14 protein-coding genes are annotated in these 25,263 nt (G+C 60.5%); 8 read left to right on the plus strand and 6 right to left on the minus strand.

Translation table 11 applies throughout. The features are described from left to right. Positions 1–1,040 precede the first annotated feature (1,040 nt). Genes dpdE through dpdD form a run of 8 tightly spaced genes read left to right on the plus strand, consistent with a single transcriptional unit; the run spans position 1,041 to position 18,906 of the window. Positions 1,041–4,445, plus strand: a complete 3,405-nt coding sequence (dpdE, locus tag ABZ815_RS10735) for a protein DpdE (RefSeq protein WP_357696664.1) — start codon at positions 1,041–1,043, stop codon at positions 4,443–4,445. Beyond that, positions 4,442–7,048 carry a protein DpdF gene (gene dpdF / locus ABZ815_RS10740; RefSeq protein ID WP_357696296.1) on the plus strand — a complete coding sequence of 869 codons (2,607 nt, stop codon included), beginning with the start codon at positions 4,442–4,444 and terminating at the stop codon, positions 7,046–7,048. The genes dpdE and dpdF overlap by 4 nt, the downstream gene beginning before the upstream one ends. Next, positions 7,048–7,980: a protein DpdG gene (gene dpdG / locus ABZ815_RS10745; protein WP_357696298.1), complete on the plus strand. Its 933-nt coding sequence runs from the start codon at positions 7,048–7,050 to the stop codon at positions 7,978–7,980. The genes dpdF and dpdG overlap by 1 nt, the downstream gene beginning before the upstream one ends. Beyond that, entirely contained in the window at positions 7,964–11,011 is a 3,048-nt protein-coding gene (gene dpdH / locus ABZ815_RS10750; protein WP_357696666.1) for a protein DpdH, read from the plus strand. Before dpdG ends, dpdH begins: the two co-directional genes overlap by 17 nt. Next, entirely contained in the window at positions 11,008–11,718 is a 711-nt protein-coding gene (locus tag ABZ815_RS10755) for a hypothetical protein (protein ID WP_357696300.1), read from the plus strand. The genes dpdH and ABZ815_RS10755 overlap by 4 nt, the downstream gene beginning before the upstream one ends. Further along, the gene (gene dpdJ / locus ABZ815_RS10760) at positions 11,715–16,199 is read left to right on the plus strand and encodes a protein DpdJ (RefSeq protein WP_357696302.1); all 4,485 of its coding nucleotides are present in this window, start codon (positions 11,715–11,717) and stop codon (positions 16,197–16,199) included. Before ABZ815_RS10755 ends, dpdJ begins: the two co-directional genes overlap by 4 nt. Next, positions 16,196–16,708 carry a phospholipase D-like domain-containing protein DpdK gene (dpdK, locus tag ABZ815_RS10765; RefSeq protein ID WP_357696304.1) on the plus strand — a complete coding sequence of 171 codons (513 nt, stop codon included), beginning with the start codon at positions 16,196–16,198 and terminating at the stop codon, positions 16,706–16,708. The genes dpdJ and dpdK overlap by 4 nt, the downstream gene beginning before the upstream one ends. Further along, positions 16,705–18,906, plus strand: coding sequence for a protein DpdD (gene dpdD, locus ABZ815_RS10770; protein ID WP_357696306.1), 2,202 nt, complete (start codon positions 16,705–16,707; stop codon positions 18,904–18,906). The genes dpdK and dpdD overlap by 4 nt, the downstream gene beginning before the upstream one ends. 107 nt (positions 18,907–19,013) lie before the next feature. On the opposite strand, the gene dbpB (ABZ815_RS10775) is transcribed toward dpdD, so the two are convergent. From dbpB (ABZ815_RS10775) to queE, 6 genes are all read right to left on the minus strand, one after another. Next, a complete protein-coding gene (dbpB, locus tag ABZ815_RS10775) occupies positions 19,014–20,123 on the minus strand; it encodes a DGQHR domain-containing protein DpdB (protein ID WP_357696308.1) in 1,110 nt (369 codons plus the stop codon). Then, positions 20,123–21,358 carry a tRNA-guanine transglycosylase DpdA gene (gene dpdA, locus ABZ815_RS10780; RefSeq protein WP_357696310.1) on the minus strand — a complete coding sequence of 412 codons (1,236 nt, stop codon included), beginning with the start codon at positions 21,356–21,358 and terminating at the stop codon, positions 20,123–20,125. The genes dbpB (ABZ815_RS10775) and dpdA overlap by 1 nt, the downstream gene beginning before the upstream one ends. Further along, the gene (gene dbpB / locus ABZ815_RS10785) at positions 21,355–22,503 is read right to left on the minus strand and encodes a DGQHR domain-containing protein DpdB (protein WP_357696312.1); all 1,149 of its coding nucleotides are present in this window, start codon (positions 22,501–22,503) and stop codon (positions 21,355–21,357) included. Before dbpB (ABZ815_RS10785) ends, dpdA begins: the two co-directional genes overlap by 4 nt. Before the next feature lie 966 nt (positions 22,504–23,469). Next, on the minus strand, positions 23,470–24,264 hold the full coding sequence (gene folE2, locus ABZ815_RS10790) for a GTP cyclohydrolase FolE2 (protein WP_357696314.1): 795 nt from the start codon (positions 24,262–24,264) through the stop codon (positions 23,470–23,472). Continuing rightward, positions 24,264–24,665 (minus strand): 6-carboxytetrahydropterin synthase QueD, encoded by a 402-nt coding sequence (gene queD / locus ABZ815_RS10795; protein ID WP_357696316.1) that lies wholly within the window; start codon positions 24,663–24,665, stop codon positions 24,264–24,266. The genes folE2 and queD overlap by 1 nt, the downstream gene beginning before the upstream one ends. Beyond that, on the minus strand, positions 24,620–25,258 hold the full coding sequence (queE, locus tag ABZ815_RS10800; protein ID WP_357696318.1) for a 7-carboxy-7-deazaguanine synthase: 639 nt from the start codon (positions 25,256–25,258) through the stop codon (positions 24,620–24,622). The genes queD and queE overlap by 46 nt, the downstream gene beginning before the upstream one ends. Positions 25,259–25,263: the final 5 nt, after the last annotated feature.

Raw genomic sequence — 25,263 nt, forward strand, 5'->3', positions numbered from 1 at the left:
GCCGCAGGCCAAAGCCGTGATCATCGACTGGATGAGGACTTTCTCCACGGTTTCAAGGGCAGCCCGCCTGCGGCGGCCTGCCGCGCCTGCGGCGGCCGCTGGCCGCGCTGCGGCTCTTCGGCCGGTCGCGACCAGCGCCGCCCACGCGCCTGCCGCACAGCCGGGACCCTGGGCTGGACCAGTAGAAGGTCATCACGGCCATCGATAGTGGCAGGAGCTTTACAGCCGCTGGCGCGAACCAGGAAGACGTCCGCCCCTCAAGCCCCGGCCGGAGCGATGAGCGCAGGGAGAGGGGCTGGCTTCACATGAACGCAGTGGTATGCATTGCGCCTGAAGGTCTTAGGCAATCGTGGATGGCTGAGGTGGGACGATCGCCGACTTCGGCACTCGCCGTACGTGGTCGGGGCGATCGGCTGCCGCAGCCCTCCTTTGTCGGGCCTTGCCACCGGATACCGGGGATGCTGTGGTCCGCAGCAAAGGTGGGAAGCACAGCAACACCGCTTAGTCATAGCCTGATCGTCCCGAGGCGAGCAAGAGAGAAAGACCAGGTAGGGGCCGTACTTCTCGGCGACACCAAGGCTGCTCTGCATCGGACAGCTCTGCGAGATGACAAGGAACCGTTAGAAATACCAATTATGGCGCGCCCATAAATCGCATCTTGAGAGCGGCATAATGGTGCAGGAGGCCCGGGACCATGGTATATTGCGGGCTTTCTGGCCGTCGGGAGCCGTGCGAGGGAGCCCTGAATGCAGGACAGTTCTTGGGGAATGTCCATTTTGGGTTTGCCTTACGGTTGGCCATTTACGCCGACCTTCTCACCCGATCCCAGAGGACCAGCGAGGGCGTCGCGGTTGGGTCGAGGGGGACGCGCGGCAGTGGGTGCCGATCAGGGGTTGAAGTGGATCCGGCAGCAGTGTGGACGGGTAAACGTCACCGCCGACACACTTTCAGATCGTCACAGGGCGTGACTGACCACAGCGGAGGGACGTCACTTGACGGATGAGGTTGTCCTGTGTCCCCTGTGCGGTTCCAGCATGGTCATGCGAGTCGCATCCCGAGGACGTAACGCAGGCAAATACTTTTGGGGTTGTTCACGCTTCCCGCAGTGCCGCGGATCACGCAGCGCCGATGATCACACGAGGGAGGTGACAACTACCCGTTTCGACGTGAAAAGTGGGAACGGTCCAGTGGCCCGTAGCCGTGGCTCCCGGAGCACGCCGTTGAACCGTGGTGACCTGCTCGTGTCTAGCGCCAACACACTGGGGCCTGGAAAGCTGGTGGGTCGAGACGGTGATGACTTGGTCCTTGAGTACTTCGACACGCCCGGACAGAATCCGGTCGAGCGTCATCGCGAAGCCGTCCCCAGAGCGAGCCTGAAGCGGTTCACTCTGGCTCCAGAACTCAGGGTTTTCTGGCTTGCTGACGATAGGTGGCGCTCGGGTCGGATCGTTGAAACCACGGTACAACGGGACATCTATGTGCGTGGACACGAATGGGAGGGCTATGTCGCCGAAAAGGATCTTTACGTCCGCGGAGACCGCCCACTGACCGACCCCGTCGGATTCGCAAGCGCAGGATTGCTGGAATCTCCCCTTCTGGCCGACATGCGTCGCCCCTTCCTGCAGAGCATTCTCACGCAGCGCTCGGCGGCGCATGGCATGCGGGGGGCCTTGTCAAGCTGCATCGAACTATACAAACATCAGATCGAAACGGCATGGCGGGTATTGCAGGACCCAGTGCAACGGTATCTGCTGGCAGATGAGGTGGGCCTCGGCAAGACAGTCGAGGCTGGTCTTGTTATCCGGCAATTACTCTTGGACGACCCACATCTTGTGGTGCAACTGGTTCTTCCGCCATTCCTCGTCGAACAATGGCGTCGGGAACTGATCAGTAAGTTTCGGGTTCACGACTTTCCGGATGCCCGAATACATCTTGCTCGTGACGACGAACCCGACACTTGGGATCGCGCCGATCTTATAGTGGTTGACGAGGCGCATAATCTTGCCCGCCTAGCGAATAGCAAGCAGAAGGAGTTGTCCGCTCGCTATGCTCGCCTCGCCGAGATCGCGACGGCGAGTCCACGTCTCCTGCTGCTCTCAGCAACGCCGGCACTGCATAACGAAGAGACATTCCTCTCGATGCTCAAGTGGCTCGATCCTGCTGTGTATCGTGACACTACGGTCGAGGGCCTGAGGGAGCGTCTAAAGGCGCGGGCTGGTCTCGGCCGACTGTTTCTCGGACTACAGCCGGGACTGCCCGGTGTCCTGCTAAGGAATCGTCTCGCCGAGATCGACACAGCGTTTCCCGAAGACGCGGAAGTGACCGCCTTGGTCGCTAGAGCGAAGACGACTATCGACGAACGAGACCGGGACGCGCTATCGATGGCGATCGACTCACTCCGCACGCACATCTCCGAGGTGTACCGGGTCCACCGCCGCATGCTACGCACTCGTCGCACTGCTGCCCTCAAAGAGTCATACCGAGTCACCGGGCGTCTCCGCCCAGAGCCGATCACGCTCGAATCGTCTATCGTCCTTGACGTAACTCGTCTTCTAGACAACTGGCGCCAGGAGGCCCTTGCCGCCCGCGAGTCCGATCAGGAAGCTCGCCGCGAGGCGGCGTCTGCCTTGGCGACCGCGGTCTCGCTGACTCTGGATTCAGATGGACTCCGCCGATGGGCGCGATCGCGAGTAGCAGCGACACAGGGTGAGCAGGATGCCCTCGACCGGATCGACAGCGACCTCCGTCTCGTTAGCCGTCAATACGGGATATCCCGCCCTTTGGTCGACGCTCTGACCTATCGATTCCGGGCGCGTGAACGAGCGGTCATCTTCTGCCCAACGACAGACATGGCCACAGAAGTGGCCGAAGAACTCGGCAAACTGCTCCCAAACAACGTCCTCCAGCACGTGGCGAGCGATCCGCCCACCGTGTCCGAAAAGGCTGTTCGAACCTTCGAACAGACCCGATCGGCGTCCATCCTCGTCGCTGACTCCTCCGCCGAAGAAGGACGCAACCTCCAGTTCGCCGACCTACTAGTCCACGTGGGCGTGCCACCAGGAGCGAATCGCCTTGAGCAGCGCATAGGCAGGTGTGATCGCTGGGATGTTCGTCGTGACGGTAGTGCCTGGCGTTCCTACTGGGTAGCGGAACCGGGGGAGACAGAGTCGTTCGCAGAGTCATGGATGAGGATCCTCACAGAAGGGTTCGGGGTTTTCGACAAATCCGTGGCCAGCCTGCAACGCGCGGTGGATCTCGCCACGGACACCGCATGGCAGATGTTGTTCGAGCAGGGCGTCGACGCAACCGATGAGGCAATCGATACGGTTCGCGCAATCCTTGATGATGAGGTTGAGCGCGTACGTGAACAGGACGCCCTGGACAGCATCGAGTCGCCCACCGACGAGCGATCTGTCTACGGTCAGATGATGGCTTTCGAGGATCAGGCATCCTCGTTCGCTGATCTCACCGATGCCCTGCTGTCCTCCCGGCGAGCCATCGGGAATCTCCGCTTCGAGCCTGTCGGTGATCCCGTGCACACGATCGGCGGCTACGAACCCATCGGAAGGCTCCCCGGCAGGCAGGCTCAGATCCCACTCGTTCCTACCTGGAGGCTGAAGCGCGATTTCGTACCGCTCAGCGGTCATCGTGGCACGTTCGTGCGCACGGTGGCGATCGAACATGAGGATGTCCGCCTTTATCGATATGGCGATCAGTTCATCGACGCAGTCTCTGATTTTCTTTGGAATGACGACCGTGGCCGTGCGTTCGGCATGTGGCGCTGGCTTCCGGATTGGCCTCGCGAGGAGTGCCCTGTCTATCGCTTTGACTACGCCGTTGAGGCGAACCCATTTGAGGCTGCCAGCGAGGCTGATGGATTCCATCTGCTGGCGGCAACACCGACTGACGGGCGCTTCGATCGGCCATCGCTGAGGCGCCGAGCCGACGGGGCATTTCCGCCTCTTATCGTTACGGTGTGGATGGGCGAGGATGGAAACCCGCTTTCCGACGAACGCCACCTTGACGCCCTACAAGCACAGTATGCGAAGCCGATTGCCGGTAGGGATGGGGGTGACTACGCCCTTAACCGGGAGCGGATCGAGCGCGCATACGAATTAGTGCCGGCTGAGAGATGGGGGCAACGCTGGCGAGCAGTCGAGAGCGCCGCTCAGCAACTGATTCGCAGCGACGACGCTGTGATCCAGGCCCAGATGCGTGCGTTGGCGATCGCGGAGGCTGACATGGCGACAAGACTTAACCAACTGAGGTTGCGCGCCGCACGTTCAGAGGGGAACGAGCGCGCCCTCCTCGAAGAGGAGATAAGAATCGAATCCATGGTCGGTCAGGCTCTGACAGCAGCCGTACGAATGCCTTCGCTCCGCCTAGACAGCACCGGTGTGGTCATTGTCTCGGGGCGCGGCTTCGAGCAGGACGGATACGCGTGACCGCTCAGTTTGACATCGTTCAGCGCATTCTTCTCGGGGCCTCTGAGCCGACAAAGTACCTCAGCGGACCGCACCGTCGACTCGTGGACGCGTGGCAGTCCAACCTGCCAGGGTCCGCGATCAGTGGTGACGTTGCGGCTTTGCTCGGTCAAGTGCTCCGCCACCAGGTAGGGGTCACCGGTCGACGCAACCACGCACTGGAGATCGACCTTCACACGCGCGGCGTCGAACTGGACGCGCTCAAGCGAGCGAGCCTGTACGCAGAACGGTTCGGAGCCACCCGGCACATCGTTCGACTCGGCAATGTTTGGGCGCCCGGTTGGCTCCACGGCGATCCCCGCTGGATCGATCTCGCCTGCGCAAGCCCTGGCCCATATGTATGGACCGACGAGACGAAGGTGCCAACCTACGCCCGCCCGGACACCCCGGTGCCGGTGGATCCGGCACTGCACTCGATCGCTCCCGACATCGACCACTACCGTTCACCCAGTCAGGCCAGCGCGATCCGAACCGCCACGCTGGCGGACCCAGCTTCCACCCTGCATGTGGTCCTGCCCACCGGCACCGGCAAGTCGATTGTCGGCCTGGCTCCCGGCCTCCTTCGTCCGCAAGGAACCACCGTCATAGTGGTGCCTACCACCGCCTTGGCCCTCGACCAAGAGCGCCAGCTACGGGGACGATTCCCAACGTCCGCGCTCCCCCGCGAGCTGGCCTATTACAGTGATCGCGCCGAAGAAGAACGCGAGGCCATCAAAGAACGCTTGCGCGAGGGGACGCAACGGATCCTCTTCACCTCACCTGAGGCACTTGTTTCCGGACTCGCCTCCTTGCTCCGGGCTCTAACGGCCTCCGGCCAACTCACGCACCTTGTTATCGATGAAGCACACCTGGTGCGCTTGTGGGGCCTTAGCTTCCGGCCCGAGTTCCAGATCGTCGCCTCCTTGGTAGGCGAACTCCGTGAAGTCGCAACTGGTGCCGGGCACGCCCCACCACGTGTCACGCTCCTGAGTGCAACCCTCTCAGCATCCAGCCTTCTGCTAAACGATCAACTGTTCGCAGGCACCACCGACTCACTGTTCGTCGGTTCGACCTTCTTGCGCACCGAGTTGCGGTATCTCCTGGGCACGATGTCGTCGCCAACTGTCCGCATCGAACGCGTGGTCGAGGCGCTGCATCATATCCCCCGGCCGGCGATCATCTACACCACCAAGAAGAAACCGGCCGAGGCCATCGCTCGGCGCCTACGGGAAGTCGGCTTCGCCCGAACCGCTGTCTTCCACGGAGACATCGGTTCCGCCGAGCGCCTCGACATCCTGCGTGGTTGGTCTGGCGACGGCGAGTCGACATCAATAGACGTCGTGGTCGGCACCAGCGCCTTTGGCCTCGGCGTCGACCAGAGCGACGTACGCACGGTGATACACGCGTGTGTCCCCGCCTCAGTCGACCGCTTCTACCAAGAGGTCGGCCGCGCCGGGCGGGACGGCCATGCCGCGCTCTCGGTATGGCTACCCGCCGACTCCGACACCAGCGAGGGACGGCAAATCGAGACCACAACCGTGATCGGAAACACGAAGGCGTGGAACCGATGGGATGCCATGCGGTCGCGCGGCACGCATTCAAATAGGGCGAGTGGAGGTCTGATCCTGGACACCGGCGTCGTACCTGAGCACAACGAATATCCCTCAGACTCCAACCAGCTATGGAACCGCAACACACTAGTTCTCATGGAGCGCGCAGGCCTCATCACTATCGAGAGGATGGACCCACCCACGATCGAACGCGCACCTGACGAGTCTGAGGAATCGTGGAAAGCGCGGGTCACCGCGAAGTGGGCCATCTTCATACGCCAAGTCCTGGTACGGCTTCGTCCTAATATCGCCAACCTAGACCGGCACACCATCGAAGCTGCCCTACAGGGGGTACGCACAGAGATCAAGGACTCCGAGGCAGCCTCAATGGCGCGAGTGGCACACCTACTGGCAAGAGACGATTGCTGGGGGCGAGTGCTCAGCGAGGAGTACTCCTACACAAATATCAGCACTATGCACGCGTCCCAGATGGTGGCACCGGCGTGCTCAGGATGCCCCGCAGACAAGCACATTCATGAATCTACTTTTCGGGCCGCGCGTCCGCTCATTGCGGAGGCATTTGTACCTGACCTCGGCAGGAGGACCAGTTCGGCGCTGGAGGCTCTGGCAATCGGCCATCGCAGCATTGTGGTCACATATGCCGATGGACGCCTTCGGAGCACACTGAGCAATCTCGTCCAGGCGTGCATTACCAACGGCATACGCGGCATCGCCGCCTCGGCGACGCTGCTAGCGCTCCCGGCACTCAGCACAGCATCACGGTTCGCCGACGAGGGCATGGTCGTCATGGACGCAATACGTACACGCGGAATACCTACTCGTCTGTCGGTGCCGAGCCTCATCTTGATCGACCACGGGGACGCGCCTCCCACATCTTGGCTCGCTCCAACAAGCGGATCGCTGCGAGTGGTGGTAGTACCCGAAAGTATGCACGACCCGGTATATCCGGACGAACTTGTCAAAAATATCCGGAGCCCGCACTGGAACATCGATGACTTCCTCAGGAGACTCTGATGGCTGTCCTGAACCCGCCGCGAAGCCTTCCTGGCCTCGGTCGTGCCGTCATCAACTTCCTCATCGAGTCCAGGCGTCTCTGGACCGAGGAAGAGTTGATCGAGGCGTTCAAGCCGCCAGGACTGAACGACAGCAGCACCGCGCCTGACGGCATCAAGAACACCCTGCTCGCCTTTCGGACAATCGGGATGCTCTCCCTCGACTCCGGCGTGATCACCTTGACCGACACCGCCACCAACAGCGGTACTACGCTGTCGCCAGCGAAGTTCCGTCGTGCACTACAGATTCATGCTCTAAATCTGGATCGAGACGGCGACCCCTGGCGTACCGTCCCAGGTGAGGGTCATACAAGCGGTGCACGCGACCTGGCTCGCGCACTCTCTTGGTTTCTCGCGCAGGACGCAATCGGACGTCCCCTGTCGTGGACAGACAACGTCCAGACGCTTCAGCAGGCCCAGTTCCCCGGCCAGAGCAACGAGACCTGGGCTATCACGAACGACACGCGATGGGGCGCATTCGGCCGTTGGGCACTGGCCCTTGGTATGGCCTCGCCGTCACCCGTACGAGCGAAACCGGGACTCGTGCCCCTACCGATCGTCGCAATCGACGACGTCCTGGATGAACTGCCGGCCGGACAGATCCCGGTCGGCGACTTCCTCAATCGCCTGGCGACCAAACTGCCCGTTCTTCACGGTGGTCTTGTCCGCACTTCTCTTGCCACCTCCTTGACCGGCGGAGACCCTGATCCAGGCATCACACAAGACTGTGTTGACAGTTCTGTGGGGCAGGCGCTGCGTGTCCTGGAGGACCGCGGCCGGCTTGTATTCGACACCCTGCCAGACGCTGATGGGGTCCGCCTCTCACGGTTCGACAGCAGTCGTCGGACACATGTCACCCTGATTGGAGAAGGAAAAGATGAGTTGGCGAGGTGACCTTACTGTCGCGTGCTGGAGGGCCGGCGAGGCGCTGACAATCATTCCCGTGGAGGCCGAGAGCACTTCAGACGGGGTATTCCTCGCCACGCATACTTCTATTCCGATCATTCGACGCGATCAAGTGGACAGCGCCATCGGTGGCACCGTCGTCGACGAGCAGTCCCTGTTGCGTGCCGTCCAGGAGTTGCCAGAGGACCAGCCCATCATTCCGATCCTTGGAAAATCTGGTACGGGGAAGTCGCACCTGGTTCGCTGGCTCCGGGCCAACTTGAAGACAACGGGCTCGACCAGGCTGATCTTTGTCCCCAAGCATCGGATGTCGCTCCGTGGGATCCTCGAGCTCATTCTTCAACATGCCACTAGTAAGCGGGCCGAGGAGTTGCGCGCCAGGGTGGCCACTGCCGTCGACGCCGCCTCGGACGAGACCGAGGCCCGACTCCGCCTGCGCAATGCTCTCGCCGTCCTCGTAGAGACTCGAGGGGCACGCAAGGACGGCACACCCGAAGAGAACGAACTCCGCGAATATCTTGCCTCGCCAACAGGCCTGCCGGCGCTACTCGGTGATCCTGTGTTCCGCAACCGTCTTCTTGCGGAGGATGGCCCCATCGCGCGTCTGGTGCGGGAGAAACTCTCCGGCAAGGGTACAGAGGACAAAGAGGACGCCTTCGGATTCAGCGCAACGGACCTGAACCTCTCAGTCGATGACGTCAGCAAGGCCGGCGCTGATGCTGCGAGTGTTGCAGGTGTGCTGACCAGCGACGTGAGCTTGCGCGATCTGGCAGCGAAGATGCTCAACGAGCAACTCGGACCTGCGGTGAGTGAGGTCTTCGGAATTGGGGGGGATGACCTCAAACAACTCCTCGTCGAACTACGCCTCGACCTACGTGAGCAGGGACTTGAACTACTCCTCCTTATCGAGGATTTTTCAATCTTCCAGGGAATCCAGGGCGGACTCATCGACGCAATCACCCTCATCCCGACCGCGGATGTCGCCCTATGCCCGATGCGTGTAGTCATGGCCGTCACAACTGGTTACTTCGTCAATCAGATGCCGGAGACGGTGTACACACGCACGTACAAGGTCTTCGATCTCGAACTCCCCGCGGACAGGAAAGCGACGTTCGACCCCACGGGATTCGCCGCCCGATACCTCAACGCGGTCCGCGTCGGCTCCGAGGTCATCGACAAAAACCACCATGGCCGGCTGCCGGTCCCGAACCACTGTAGCCAGTGCCCAGTTCAGGAGAAGTGCCACCGAGCGTTTGGCCAGGTCGACGATATTGGTCTCTTTCCGTTCAACAAAACTGCGCTCGACCTGGCTATCCGAAGTCAGTCCAGGGACGGTAGCTTCGTCGCTCGCGACGTTCTGACCCGCGTTCTGCGCCCGGTACTTCACCGTGACCAAATCGAACTGGACGAAGGTCGCTTTCCGAGCGCTGGATTCGAGAACGACTTTCGCGCCGGCGCGCTGGATATCCTCAACAACATCGAGGATCAGGTCCGGTTGGGCACGCCGGCCGACCCCGAACTCTCCCAACGTCGCGTCCGGATGGTCCGCTTCTGGGGTTCGGGCAACGGACCCCAGAACCTCGATCCGACGATCCATGACGCGTTCGGCGTCCCTCCCTTGGACGGACTCGGCACTGCGCCGGCACCCCTACGGCAGTCTCCGAGTGGACGGGAAGACCGCGGGCAGCACAACGCCGAACTGGCCGTCCCCATACCTTCCGCACAGTCGCCAGCGCCGACGCAGGAGCCGCCTCTGGTCCGGGCCGTCGACCGCTGGCATACCACTGGAGACCTTAGTCAGAGCGACCGCAACAGCCTCAGAAACATCGTGCATGCCGCTGTCACGGCTTATCTGGGATTCGAAGACGGATACGGTGGCGACGGATACTGGACCAGCGGAAAGAAGGAACTCTCGCCGTCCTTCGATGCGACGAACTCGATCGCGTTGGACGACAACAGACTGCACAAGGCACTCATCCCGATTGACCGCACCAACGACGAGGATGTCCGTGTGCTCCGAGCGCTCGCCTGGGTGGACGAGGCGGGATCCTGGGTTACCGTACCGAACGGGGAGGTACTCCAGCGCCTATGTGTGGAGAAGGTTCGGACGTGGGCAGCACGCGTCTCCGTTTCTCTCCTTCCGCAGGAGCAGCGTGATGAACACGAATTGGTCCGCCTCACGCATACCCTGCTGACCCTCAGCAAGGCCCTCGGCATTTCCGACGCTTACAAGCCTGACCCACTCAGCCGGCTTAAGGCGATCTTCGCCTCGCCCCCGAAGCTCGCAGACGCAACCATACGACCTCAACTGCGACGGTGGCAGGATCGCTTCATCGGCACCGAGCAGAAGCCAGAGCGAGAGCTGCTCCAACAGCGACTGCTCCGCATGGCGTCTTATAGTCAAGGCTCAGGCGGCAAGCCACTAGCCCTCGACCTCCCCCGTCTCCTCCGCGCCCTTCGCGCCAACATCAACACAACGTGGCCCGAGCAGGACACCAATTTCATCACCCCACTGGTGGACGGCATTCAGACCCGAATCGCAATGTTGGAGCCCTTACTCAAGGAAGCCTTGGATCTGATACCGAATGTGAGCGATCTCGGGGGGGAGATTGCTGAGGTCGCCAAAGCGCTCAACACCCTGGTCACCGAGCGGTCACACGTGGGCGATCTTCCAGCTTCAATCGACGGGCGGGCCCTCGCCAGTGCTGCCAAGGCGGTCAAACCCGGCGATCTCAAGAAGTTGGAGGGCATCAGCGAGAGACTGCGGACCTGGGACGCTCTCACTGCGGACGAGCGCCTTCACCTGCTGACATCGGATTGGGAAGGGTCAGCGGTGCGAATCCGAAACTGGCTCAACCCAGCTCTGGCTGGCGTGGCGGCGCTGGAGCAGAAGTTGAGGGCTGGATCTGCCTCTGAGGCACAGCGGGAGCACGTCGAGGCACTCAATCGTCTGATTGCCGGGCTGGAGACCTTGAGCCGTGAAATCACGAACGTGACCGGCTGCGAGGGGACAGCATGACTCTCATCGAGCAGGTCCAGCGACTACGTGCGGCAGCAGCAGCTGCGGACGACGAGAACTCAATCAAGCGCCGTACCGGCGAGTTGGTGACCCTAGCCGAGCAGGTCGAGGCATACATCGAAACAGTTCGACAGTTGGCCAACGGCGCGGCCGAACTCCGCGCCGCCAGTGTCAGCATCGACGCCGACTTGCCTCAAAGAGCAACGCAGGTGATCACCACGCTCCAGGCTCTCACCAGTGCACTGCCCGGTCAGACCGTTGACGCGCCGCTGGACGACGCGAGAACGCGACTGAAGGCCGTCCAGCCGTTCGTGAAGCTTCTTCGCCAGTCCGTCGAGGAAGCGTGGGCAACGTTGCGAAGCCGTGAAATACCGGCGATCAACGAGGATCTTGTCGCTACGCTAGCCAGGAGCGGCATTGAGGTCGAAGACATCCATATCGAGATCGAGAAGGCGCAGAGCGTGCTCGCTATCCTAAGCAACCGCGCTGTTCCCGAATTGGGGGACGTCGCAAAGTTGTCCAGCGCGTTGGAGACTCTCCGGTCCTGCGGTGAACGGATCAGCAGACTCGTCGACCCAACCCTCGCTAAAGTGATCTTGAACGCCCAGGGGACAACAGGGATCCCTTTGAGTTCCTTCACACCCGAGGTGCTAGCCGGCCTGATGAGGCTGGGGATCCTCGATCGCTTCTGGGTGCGACTCCGGTGACCCCCAAGAAGATCGAGCGCCTGATTCTCGATGCCCTAGAGGCACACGAGGATCCACTCCTGTCCTGGGGCGTCGTCGACGGCGGGTTCACAGACGATGAACTACACACACTGGTCGACCGCGTTCTGAACAAGTCCGGCGCACTCACCGCGGCCCAAGACGCGATCGACGCACTCGACCGCAAGGGTATGATCATTCGTGACGCCGCAGCCTCACCCCCACGGTGGCGTACACGAAACGGTGAGGCACTTCGCCTCCTGGCGCAACTACGCCAGATATTTCTCTCCGCCGACCCAGCGACGGCCTGGCGCCAAGGCACGCCACTCATCGCCGACTTCCGCTACGCACGACGGTCGCGTGCGTACCCCCGACGCGACCAGCCCAGAGAGGCAGTCCTCGAAGGAACAGGTGGTGTCCACAACATCTACCGTCAAGTCATCGATGCGATGACCCTCTTGGACGGCGAGCACCACGACCTTAGCGGGTTCCAGGTCCGCGCCAGCCGCCAAATAATGACTGCACTGCAGTCGAACATCACCACGGCCACGGTCGTGGGTGCCGGCACCGGAAGCGGCAAGACGCTCGCCTTCTACCTGCCGGCCTTTTCCTACCTGACAGGGCTCCAAGACCAGTCCGCGTGGACCCGCGCGCTGGCTGTATATCCTCGCAACGAACTTCTCAAGGACCAACTCAACACAGCATTTGCGCACGCCCGACGACTCGATTCAGTCTGGATTGAGACAAACGGACGGCCGATGACCATTGGAGTCCTCAATAAGGACACCCCGCACACCCTGAAAGCTCTATCCGCCTCCTACTCGACGTGGGCAAAGCATCCCCTGGGATTCAGGTGCCCCCAGTTCACGTGCCCCGGCGACGGATACGCCGTCTGCGGCGGCGCGCTTTTCTGGTTGCATCAGGACATCCAGTGGAAGACAGAGCGCCTCACCTGTGGAACCTGCGGCAGAGCATTCGACAACCGCCAACTCGTCCTGACCCGTCAACAGATGACCAAGCAGCCACCTGACGTGCTGTTCACCACGACGGAAATGCTCAACCGGGGGCTCTCCGACCTCTCGCTGCGACAACTGTTCGGCGTCGGCGTGCCCAACAAGCCACGCTTGATGCTGCTCGATGAAATCCACACATACAACGGGACAACCGGGGCTCAAGCAGCTCTGGTTCTGCGACGCTGGCACCACGCCCTGCACAGCCCAGTCACCTTCGTTGGGCTCTCCGCGACGCTCTCCAATGCTGTGCGCCATATGGGTGATCTGACCGGCGTCGATGACGAGTTAGTCATCAGCATCGAACCAGGCGCGGATGAGATGGACTACGAGGGCGCCGAGTACATGATCGCTGTGCGCAGCGACCCGACCAGCGGTGCATCAGTCCTGTCGACAACAATCCAGACGGCGATGCTCTTGCCGCGAGTCCTCGACGAACCCAGAAGCCGAGCATCGGATGGACTACTCGGGACCAAGGCGTTCGTTTTCACCGATGACCTCGATGTAGCCAATCGACTGTACTCCTATCTGCTTGACGCAGAGGGGCAAGATCTTCGTAATGACCGCCTCCGGCAGTCGAAAGCGCCGCTGGCATCCATGCGACGTACCGGACAGGGGGACCTCACCGGGCAGCGACGCGCCGGACAGGTCTGGGACCTTCCAATAAAGCTGGGGCACAAACTCGATGGCACAGGGCTCAAAGTAAGCCGGACCACCTCTCAAGATGCTGGGGTGGACGTCGAATCCCAACTGGTGGTTGCAACCGCCTCGCTAGAGGTAGGCTTCGACGATCCGAATGTCGGCGCCGTACTTCAGCACAAGGCTCCACGTGGGGTCGCTCCATTTCTCCAGCGTAAGGGGCGTGCCGGGCGAAGCCGAGCAATGCGCCCATATACCGTTGTGGTGCTTTCTGACTATGGACGGGATCGCGTCGCCTACGAAGCCTGGGACACGCTCTTCGATCCAGTGCTGCCCGAACTCGTACTCCCGATTCGCAACCGCGCCGTGCTCCGTATACAAGCAACCTTGGCGATGCTTGATTGGCTCGCGGAGCAACTCCAAACTGCCCACCCTCGCGCGAATCTCTGGCGTGATTTGAAGGGACTCACGGATCCGAAGTACCCAGACAATCGGAGGATTCAGGAAACCGCTGCCACCGTCCTGCGCAGCCTTCTCCGCAATCCCGACCGGCAGCGCAGTCTGCGCCTCTGGATCGAAGGCGCGCTCCAGGTCCCTGAAAACCTCGCCGCAGAGATCCTCTGGCACCCGCCTCGGCCCCTCATGCTCGCTGCCGTGCCAACGCTGATTCGACGACTCGAGACCGAGTGGTCGGTGGCCGGCCCTGACCAATACGTCAAGGGCCAGGACTCAATGGGAGATAATCCGCTTCCCGACTTCTTCCCCGTCAATTTGTTCAGCGAACTCGCACTCCCTGAGGGGTACGTGATTGTCCCTCCCCAGCAGCACTGGGAAAAGGAGGAGAGTCACGCGATGGGGATGGCCCAGATGCTTCGCGAATACGCTCCGGGGCGGGTGTCCCGGCGCTTCGCGACCCGCAACCTCGAGCACCGTCACTGGGTTCCGATTCCTAACGGTGCGCGCGAGACCATCATGGATCTCGGACCTGTCCTTCCCGTGTTCCACCGTCAGGACGTGGCGACCGTCGAATTTCGCGGGACCCCCACGAAGATCCCTATTATCCGGCCCGATCAGGTGCGGCTCACTATCACGCCAAAGGAAATAAAGGACACCTCTAACGCAAGCATAGTCTGGCGATCACAATTCCTCGAAAGCGGGCCGGGACTGGTTGCCCGGATCCCTCGCACAGATCCCCTCGGCGGACTCATTGATGAAGCGCGCTTCTTCCTGCATGCACAGAACGCTCACGTCGAGGTCCGTCGCGTGGCGATTGAGTCAGAGGCCAGTTTGGTCTTCGATCAGGGCCGTGAGGCAAGAGTTCGAGCACAGTTCTCACTTGAGGGTGAGCATGTAGGTCTCGGAGCGACGTACGACGTCGATGGACTCCGCCTGACGATCACTCTCCCAGAAGTGATCAGCCCTCCGACTGACGTCGAACCAGCACTGCGCAGCGCCTGGTTTAAATACCTACTGGTGAACGACCCGGAACTGCTGGAGCAGGTGAACAGGTTCCAGTTGGAATGGCTCCACCAGACAATTGAATGCATGCTGCTAATGTCAGCCGTCGCACAGAGCACGTCACTCCAGGACGCCTACCAGGCAGTGCGGGGGTCCTTCGCTGGCAGGTTGACAGACACTTTGAACGCTATGTTCCGCAGTTCCGGGGTCGAGGAGGCCGAAAGCGCCGCGGTCAACCGGATGGCTGAGCGTCTGAAAAGACTGCTCGCTGACCAGGACGTGGTCGCTCGCCTGGATCAGTTGACCGAGCAAGTCTGGAACCCTTCCCCAGGGCAGTTCCAGTCCTGGCTGCGCCAGCGTCTCCTGGCCACGCTCGGGCAGGCTGCCTTGTGGGCGGCCCGAGAGATCTGTCCTGAGCACGACCCGGAGGGAATCTTCGTCGACATCGAACCCGGCTACGAACTCGACGGCACCCTGCGTAATGGCCAGGTCTGGTTGACCGAAGCAACGATCGGCGGCGGCGGCTTCATCGAAGCGCTGGCAGCGCGGGTACGCCCGGATCCGCGGCGTTTCCTCCGGCTGATTATGAAAGCGATCCAGCCTTCTACCAACGAACTAGTCGACGCGCATATGCGGCGAATCGTGCGCTACGCCACCGAGCATAACGCCTGGCTTCCCCTCATCGCGAACTTCCGCGGATCGGTGACACAGGCGCAACGGGTGCAGAGTTTGGACCGGATCCGCACAGAGTTGCGGAACGCGGGAATCTACGGCGCCGAACAAGCCGTAATCTCGAGCTTGGCGAACCGCCTGCTCCGGCCAGGGTCAAGCGCATATACCGACCAGGCGCTACGCACCCTCGTTGACGAGTGGGAGACAGAGGAGCAGCGTCTAGGCGTGGAAATTCCTCCGCGCACCTGGGCATATCTGATGCACCATCGGCACGACTTGGATACGGGGCTAAACCTCTCGGCGAACTCAACGGAGCGGCAGCGCATCGACGCTATCCAAAGCGTGCTCTGGCCACGCGGTTGGGCCGTACGAGCCGATGCACTGCAGTCGTGGAACCCCTATGTCGAAACTCTGCCAACTGCGCCGGATCTGCTCCGGCGGCTCTTCACACCCACGGAGGAAGCGATCAGGGTAACTGCTGCCAACGCAGACGAGATGGTCCGTTCCCGTCTGGCTTCGCAGGGTTCGGCACAGTTGATCGCGACTCCCGAGGAAGCGCCCGTGCTGGCGAACGAGTTGGTCGACCTGTCGGATCGCGCCATTGAGACGGACTCTCTCCAGGTATACCCACGGATCGTGGAGATCGACCACCACCCGGACGGTAGCGTCGTGGTCTCGCTCGAACTTGCCGAGGTATCGGCATGAGAAGGATCACGACCGCTGGGGCAGGCGAAACCCGACTGCTCAAGGATCTGATCCAAAATCTGCTCGTAACCGAACTCTTGGCGCCGTCGAGCAAACTTTTGGTCCTTTCTCCCTGGGTTTCTGACATCGCCGTGATCGATAACGCGTCGGGGCAGTTCAAAACCGTGCTGCCCGGGTTGCCCGCCCGACCCATCCGGCTTACGGAGGTGCTCGTAGAGCTTGCTCGACGCGGCACTGATGTCCAAGTGGTCATACGCGACGACGCACGTAACACCATCACGAGACAGCGCCTCAGCGATCTCGCCCCGGTCGGACCACGACCCACCCTGAGGCTTCGCAACGCCTTGCACGACAAGGGCATCCTCAGCAGTCGCTTCCACATCCATGGTTCGATGAACTTCACATACTTTGGCCAGACAATGAACGAGGAAGGCGTCACCGTTGTGTCTGACCCCGATCAGATAGCCCGTGCATGGGTCGACTATCAGAACAGGTACCAACTGTCATGAGCGTCGATTTCAAGGCGTTCTTCAGCACGGGCAACAACATCAAGCCCACTGAGGTGGAGGCGGACGACCAGATAATTCTCGAGAACTTCATCGGTGCTATCGAACAACGCCAGACCGGGTTCTTGCCGCGGAGTTTTCGCGGCCGTCTATGGTGGTATGCGTTCGCGCCAACTCAGCGTCAACAGCGCGAGATATTGAATCTCCTCGACAGCTGGATAGGCCCGACCTTCAGCGACCTCGCTCGTGTTCGAGGTGCCCTCGATCCAGCCGATCCGTTTGACGCCGCACTGCTGAAGTTGCCTGTGCAACCGCTGCGCTTTGAGGTTCTACCGCGGTCGAAGCCGTATGCGAGGCGTTCACGCAAACAGGTGCGCGACACCCTGCTGATCATGAGCCGTCTCCTGAATGGCAGGCCACCGTCGGAGTTCGATGCTCCTAGAACCACCGTAGAGGTGCTCGACGACCTTGGCCACGCCATCGCTGCCCAAGACCGCGGCGTCGCCTTGGCATGTCTCCGGGAACTCGAGGCGACGGCCGACCTCGACCAAACGAACCTGGCATTTCTTCGAGTGCGCACATACGCCGGACTGCAGGACTGGAAGGCCGTCCTTGCGGACAGAGACCTCGACCAAGTACTGGCCATGCGTCGACCGCTGGGGATTACCCAGGCGATACAGCAAGCTGTCTATAACACATGGTTCGCCGCTCATGACGCAGAAGGTAAGGAGCAGGAACTACTCGACGCCGTCACCACGCTTCCCCCATTCTTCCGATCACTATTTTCGGGGGCGGCCCCTACAACTCGTGCCCAAGTCATCGTCGAGTTCCTTATTGCGATAGAGAGCAACGCCGAGGACAGACTGGACCGCCTTCTCAAAGAGGCTGGTGCGATCGAGTCTGGCCTACCCGATCATTTGCGTGCGGTACTACACCGGACACAAATGCCCGAGCAGTCGGTCGAAGTGACCAAACCAGTCACGTCGATGCAGCCCACCAATCCAACCGAATCACCGCTCGAACGGGCGACTGGGCTGATGCTTCGGGGCGAACTGCAAGCTGCGCTGGACCTTTCGTTTACGCTGAAGCCTGGGCTTGAGGCTGCCCACCTCCTCTTGACCTGCGCCCGCGATCTGCAAGCGCCGGAGAAGGCGACATTGGTGGCCGCGTACCTTTCCAGGCATGACCTGCGCAAACTGGTCGACAAGGCTGGGGCACGTCTACGTAGCGATCTTGCATGGCTGGATGAGTTCACCCAAGGCCGGCCACAGCTAGGATGGCGAGCTTGGTTTGAATCACTACACCATGACGATGACGCGACGGTCATGGTGATCGACCCAGAAACCACCGACGGGTGGGCCCCTCTCACTGCTGACGCACTAACTGAACTGCTGTTGAACGCTTCCGACCAGGTGCTCGGAAAGCTTGGTGAGTTTGGTGGTCAGTTCATGGCAGCGCACCGCGATGTCTTCGTTGCGGATGGGGCCGCAGGGCTCATCGAACGTGTCCTAGCTGGACTCGCTATGAGCGGAAAGAACTCGGCCGGCGTCCGGGTTCAGACCCTAGCACTGCTGGACTATCTGCTGGCTACCAACCCCGGCCCAAAGGTGTTCGCCGGGGCGCTGGAATGGATTGGTCTGATCGTCAAGAGCAACATCTCCGCCGTGACCACCACCTGGGCGATCGACGTGCTTCAGGCAGCGACGGTTACGCCGGCGGCGGCGACAAATGCCGCAGCAGCACCGTTCTTCTACGAGATCACGGAGAGGGTCGGGCCCTTCAAATCAGCGCTGGACCTGACCGATCTTGAGGCCATCAAGATAGTTGCCAGCGAATTGGCACTCGACGTGCCGAAGTACCTACTCGCTGGGCAAGCGGAGGACGCCGACCCCAGTGCACCGTATCGCTATCTGAAGGACTCTAAGGTGGTGCTTTACTCCCTAACCGAGACGGCCACTACTCGCGCGGCACAGGTACTCCGCACTCTAGTGCCTGGCATCGACATCGAGACGAGCGCCGAACACGACGGCAGCAGCAGGCTGGCTGCCCAGGCGGCCAATGCGGACGTATTCGTTGTGGTGACGGCATCAGCGAAGCACGCCGCTACGGACTTCATCAATGCCAAGCGAGGCGGGCGACCGGTAGTGCTTGTCAACTCTCGCGGTTCGTCCGCCATCTTGCGCGAGCTCGCTGAAGGTTGAGTCCCCGGAAGGGCCGCTACGCAAGTACTTTGAGGAGGGGCCGATACCAACCCTCCTCAAAGTGTCGTTGGGCAGAGAAATACCTCCGTGTTCGATCACCACCCCTCTCAGAAGAGAGCTTCTTGGTTGATCAGATACAACAAACCGTCCGTGAGCAGGCGGACGTCATTAGGCGTGTTCTGGAAGCTGTTCCACTTGCGGGCCTCGCTTGAGCCGAACTTCCAGGAACCGCCCGTCCAGGCAGCGCCAGCCTCAATTCGCTTGAGTGCGTTGCTAACCGCGCCAGGGACCTCCTGAGGAGGTAGATCCTCCGTTAGATGATCCATGATGAACCCCATTGCCTGAATCCCTACGCCATGGGTGAGCCTCGAGAGCCTCGGCGGCAGCGACCACGCCTCGGGGAACGTCTCCCGCACCAAACCCCAATAGGTATTGAGATGTGCAAGCATCCTATCGACGTCGCCAGCACCGTCCATGGGATCGCGATACTGATAGAGAGCACCTTGATACAGACTGTGCTCGATCATGCGGAGGATGCTGTTGTCCTTGATGTAGCCATCGGGAGATGTGGGCGTGGCGATGGCTCGATAGAACGGACCGTTGAACATCCCATTGAGGCGGGTCATCAGGGCTGCAGGAAGTTGGCGACGAGCGTAAGTCGGCGGCAGATGAGTGTTCGTATCCGGCAGGAGTTCGTGGATCAGGCCCTTAGGAAGGGGTTTGGTGTTGTTTACGAGGATGAACTGTGCGCGCTGCTCGGCATCGTTGTCCGCTATGAATCCGACCGCCGCGACGGGGAACTCTCCGATGTCGGCGTCTCGGATAGCAGCACTTCGCTGTTGGCCGTCGACTACCCATGCCGGCTTCTCGTCATCCTCTAGGGTTTCGTCTAGGGGGATGGCCAGTTCGCCGGGCACCGAGTAGCCGACTTCATGGCTCGTGACCGCAGGTTCGAAGCGAACGCGGCTGTCGAAGGCGAGCACTAGCGCGTTCGGCAGCATCGGATTCTCCGACTCGAGGTAGCGCTGGATAGCTCGGATGTGGCTAGCGACCTCAGGCCGTTGATACCCCTGGAGCTGGTCTTTCGCGTCACGACGTATGCGGGAAACCGCTGCGAACTCGTGCAGCCTCTTGCCGTCGACGGCGAAGCAATAAATGCGGCGCGATCCCTGCCGGACCTCCAACGCTGGAAGACGAAGGATCTGGCGGTCGGCCATTAGTTCTCCTGTCCAAGGGGGTGCTTGATGTGGTGCATCTTAGTGGCGAACACCGACAAGTTGTGGAACCCACGTCTCTTGTTCCGTTCAGATCCGCGGAAGATGGCTATCTCAACACCGTGCGCAGCGCAGATCGTGCACTTGCATGACTTCCAGGGTTTGGCTTCGAGAGTAACGCGATAGGCCGGAACTCTGCTCTGTTTCTTGTCCGACTCAACCAATCGTTCATAATCTTCGAGGATCTCAATCACTCTGTCCACGGTCTCAGAGCCTTCGTCATATGCACGCAGGCGCTTCATGCATTCCCGCTCTGCAGACCTAGCTTTCACCTGCGAGACCTCGCCTGCCAGGATCCGTCGTTTGAGGGCGGGATTTCCATCGACCTGTGGAACGCGAATAGCGGTGTAAGCCATGCCAGCCGTGTGGTAGTTGTTACGATCGTCCATAAACGACTGCCGAAACGGCGAGGTGCTATCGAAACTAGTGACGCCGTGGAGGGCAAACTCTTCCATCGATGCCACTCTTGTGATCCCCAAGAGATGCAACTCTGTGGTAGACGAGCGCACCTGATCTATTTCTTTCAGGCAAGCGAGAATGTCAGCAGTCTTTAGAGGTACCATGCCCCCGAGAGCGATACGCTTATAACCAATTTTTTGTAGGCGTTGCACGCTGTCCGCGTAACTGGCAGGGCTCCATCCTTGAGCAGCGCCCACAGGTTCGATCTTATTTCCTCTGCGTTCAACGGCCTCGTAGAAGTCGGCTGCATAGCGGAGCGAGATCTCGCGTCGCGTTTTCCACACCGGATTTGCTTCCTCGTCCGAGACTTTCGGATCATAGCCGAAGATTACGTGGTCGATGCTGATCCCAGCGTGGAAACCGCAACGCTCATAGAAGTCTAGGACCTCATCGATCGTATATGGAGGAAGCTCTTCATCGGCGTAATTGAAGGCACCACAATCCCCGATCGTCACAATGTTCTCAGGGAGCCTGAAATACCTGCGCACACCTAGCCGGTAGAGCCGCTCTCGCTGCGGCATTGAGTACTTTCCTGCCCCTTTTACAGATCCGTCAACAATCGCCTTGCTGACAAGGAGACCGTCGTAGGGCAATGGTTTAAGTATCTCGTGCGCGTACTTGTCATCGCGCTGCCGCACACGGTGCGGGGAGTGTTCCTCAGTGAAGAAGTTAAATGTAGGACTCACTTGGTCCTGACTGTCCGGAAAGTAGAACTTCACGCGAGCCCCCTACGTGCAATCTGATAGACGCGAATGAGATAGTTAGAGAGTTCGTGAACGTGCTTGCTTACATTCTCGATCTCATTCCATCGGTGCCCTATCTCTTCCCATACGCCCGACGTCCACCTGCAGTGCGGGGCGATAAGTTCCAAATGCTTTCTCACTGTTTCGGGCGCATCACTTCGCAAGGGGTCGACGACGCCCAGAATCCGATCCATAAGACGGCCCATTGCCCTGATTCCAGCACCATGCATGAGTCGGCTTTTCTCCGGTGGCTTGCCCCACGCATCCGGGAATGTCTCCCGAACCGCCGTCCAGTAGAGGAAGAGCGCCTGGATGATTCCGTCGAAGTCGGTCTCCCCCCGGCCGATGTCGCGATAAGGGTAGAGGGCTCCAGAATGGGATGTGAGGCTCTCCTGAATCATGTCCACGATTCCGGTGTCGGTAACTACTGCACCGGACTGCTTACTACCAGCAGAGGAGGCACGTTTGATGAGACCACAGAATGGTGAGTTTTTGTCCGAATTCAGGATGTCGCACAACTGCGATGGGGCCTTCCTAATGGCGAGTCGCGGCGGAAGCGGACTATCGACCTCGGGAAGGAGTTCTGTCACCAAGCCACGTGGCAGAGGTTTGGTGTTGTTGATCCGGACGAATTGATCTCGCTGCAAATTTACCGTGTCCGCGATGAAGGCGATGATCGGCGTCGGGAAGTCCTGGCGGCGCGCTTGAGAGAGTGCCAGTGCGCGCTGCTGTCCGTCGACGATCCAAGCTGGCTTGGGCTTTCCCTCCTCGGGAAGAGGGACCACGAGTCTGCCCGTATCCGAGACACCATCGTCTGGATACCTGTTTCCACCGCGGGTGCATCTGAAATGGACTCGTGAAGACAGCGCCATGATGATCGGGTTCGGAAAAATTGGTAGGTCACTGTCCAAGTATTGGACGATTTCTTGGATGTGCTTCTTCACCTGCGGACGCTGGTATCCGATCAGCTTCCCTGCTTCGTCCCTGCTCACTCTGGAGATATCAGCGAACTTCAGCACTTGATCCGCACGTAGCATGAACGCAAATAGCGGATAGTCCTTCACCTGAATGATCCGAAGAGCACGGACTTCGATCGAATCGGTCCACTGTGGCGTCGTCACTGCCAGTCACCCGCCGAAGCACGCTGCTCTTCGAAAAAAAGGTCCCTGAAACGAGCTTGCTCACAGGAGAGCCCTGAGCTCCGTAGTTCGCGTAGTAGAGGGGTCGCCGATGTAGGCCCGTATTCCAGTCGCTTTCGGATGAAGGCGCGGACTTCATCGTCTGTCATGCGGATCCCAGCCGGCTTTCGAGGAATCTCCGGTGCTGTTGCAAGGGCGTCGCTCATGAGCTTGACCAGCAGCGGGCGCTGTACGGCGTCTCCACGCAGACGTGATTCCTTGAGCACATGCATCGCCGCTCGGGCATTCAGCGAAAGGAGGCTCCCACCGACTACAGACCGGAGAGCTGCCGTGACGGGGACCACCAGGTCATCGATATCAGCACAGCGCCCGGCCGGCCCGATGACCGAGAGGCTATCGCTATCGGACAGCCTCAAAGAGGCTTCTCGCAGGTCGTCTGCACATGCGCGAAGATAGGGATCAGAGAGCACAGCAATGATCGTTGCGTCGGGATAGAGACTGGCCAGCGCGGTGAGGGAACGCGGCTGCCCAGCACGCGGCCCGACCCACTGGGCGAGGAGTTCCCACCACTGGCGGGTCCCCTCAGTGTCCGTGGACACCGAGTCCTCATGCCCAAAGGCAAACGTACCCGCATACGGGGCTACGGGCGCGTCTACAGGGATCAGTCCGTACCCTGCGGAACACACCCATAGAGTTGCCTCTTGGCCAACTACCTCTGCTAGGTCACGTGCGATGAGCCAGTGTTCGCCTGCGTACAGACTGCTCGCGGGCACTAGAGTCTCGGCGCCTGATAGGCGCTTGATCCATTCGTCGCAACGCTCATCCGCTCTCTTGGCCTTCAAGCTGCGAACACGGAGGTGCTCAGGGACGGGGAGTCGCTTGCGATTGGTGCATGTCACCACAACATGCACGGCTTGGCCGTTTCGACCAACACTGTCGGCCATGGCACTACGCGCCGTTCGGCGAGGTCCAAGAGACCTGCGCATATGCCGCATGATTGTGAATGCTCTCGTCGTTGACGGCGCGCACGCGATAAGCGGTGATGCGGTCAGAAGCCGACAGGACCTGGCAGACGTTACGAACCATATCTTCGACGAAGACTGGGTTGTCGTAGCCAGCCATGGTCACATGACGCTCATCCGGACGCTTGAGCAACGCATAGACCGGTGACGAAGCCGCGCCCTCGGCAATGTCGATCAACTCGTCAAACCACAGGTCGGTCGCGTGGTCCGACGGCTTAACTTCAATAGTGATGTGACCTCGCTGATTGTGCGCACCACGATCGCTGATGGCTTTGCTACAGGGGCACACGCTAGTGACCGGAACCTCGACACTCAACATCAACTGGGTATCGGCCACACTGCTGGTCACGGTAACAGCACAGGTGTACTCGACGAAGGCACGTGAGCGCGTAACGGGTGCTTCACGCTCAAGGAAGTAGGGGAAGACCAGGTGGACGCGCGCGCTGGCGCTCCCCATGTGCTCCCGCAACTCGTCCGCCAGACCAACCGCCGTAGACGAGGTCAGTTGCTCGCGAGAACCATGCAGCACTTCAATGAAGCGGCTCAGATGAGCGCCCTTGACCTCAGGTCCCAGCATTACCGACATCGCGGCCGTGGCCACGGTCTCACGCTTGGCACCCTGGCCATCGGCTACGAGGACTGGATACCGGAGGCCTTCGATCCCAACTTCGTCCAGTGCTACGCCACGACTGTCGGGTGCCGCCTGCACATCTACGAGCATCAACCCTCCCCTCGGTAGATGCATCCAGAAGTGCACGTCTCTCGGACATGGATCGCCCACAGCGGCAACGAGTCGACCAGTCGATCCCAGATCCACTTTGCGAGGACTTCGCTAGTGGGGTTCTCAAGCCCTGCGATCTCGTTCAAGTAGTAATGGTCGAGTTGGTTCAGCAGCGGATTGAATGCCTTCTTGATCTCACCGAAGTCAATCAACCACCCTGTGACAGGATCGACTTCACCGCGGATGTGTACTTCGACTCGATAGCTGTGTCCGTGAAGCCTGGCGCACTTATGGCCCTCAGGTACGTTCGGCAGCCTGTGGGCTGCTTCGAACGAAAATTCACGAAAGATCTCGATCAACGGATTCCCAAAATCTTGTGGGTCTGGACGCTCAACTGCCATTGAGGATGATCAAGGCAATACTCGATAGCCGCCTTGGTGTTGGCGATGAGATCCTCGCCGTCCATGGGCTGCAGCAGGAAACGATCAAAGTCAAGGTCTTCAAAGAGCTCCGGCTCGGCTCCGACCTGCGGGTAGACCAGCTTCAGATCGTGCCCCGATGTCAGGACCAACTCGGTGCCTGCCTTGGGACTCACGCAGATCCAGTCGATGCCAGCGGGAGCTGCCCGGGTACCATTGGATTCAATGGCCACTTCGAATCCTTCAACGTGCAGGGCGTCGACTGCTTCCTCATCGAGTTGAAGTAGTGGCTCTCCACCCGTGCAGACTACATAAGGTCGACTACGCGAATGAGATTTGCCCCGCCACGTCTTGGCAACGGCCGCAGCGAGATCGGCAGCCGTCTTGAAACGTCCGCCGCCTGGGCCATCCGTGCCGACGAAATCCGTATCGCAGAACTTGCAGATCGCTCGGTGTCGATCTTCTTCCCTACCCGTCCACAAATTACAGCTGGTGAACCGACAGAACACAGACGGTCGCCCTGCGTGACTTCCCTCGCCTTGAAGGGTGTAAAAGATCTCTTTGATGCGATACACGCGAA

It is taken from the genome of Nonomuraea sp. NPDC047529, assembly GCF_040642995.1.
Taxonomy (GTDB): Bacteria; Actinomycetota; Actinomycetes; order Streptosporangiales; family Streptosporangiaceae; genus Nonomuraea.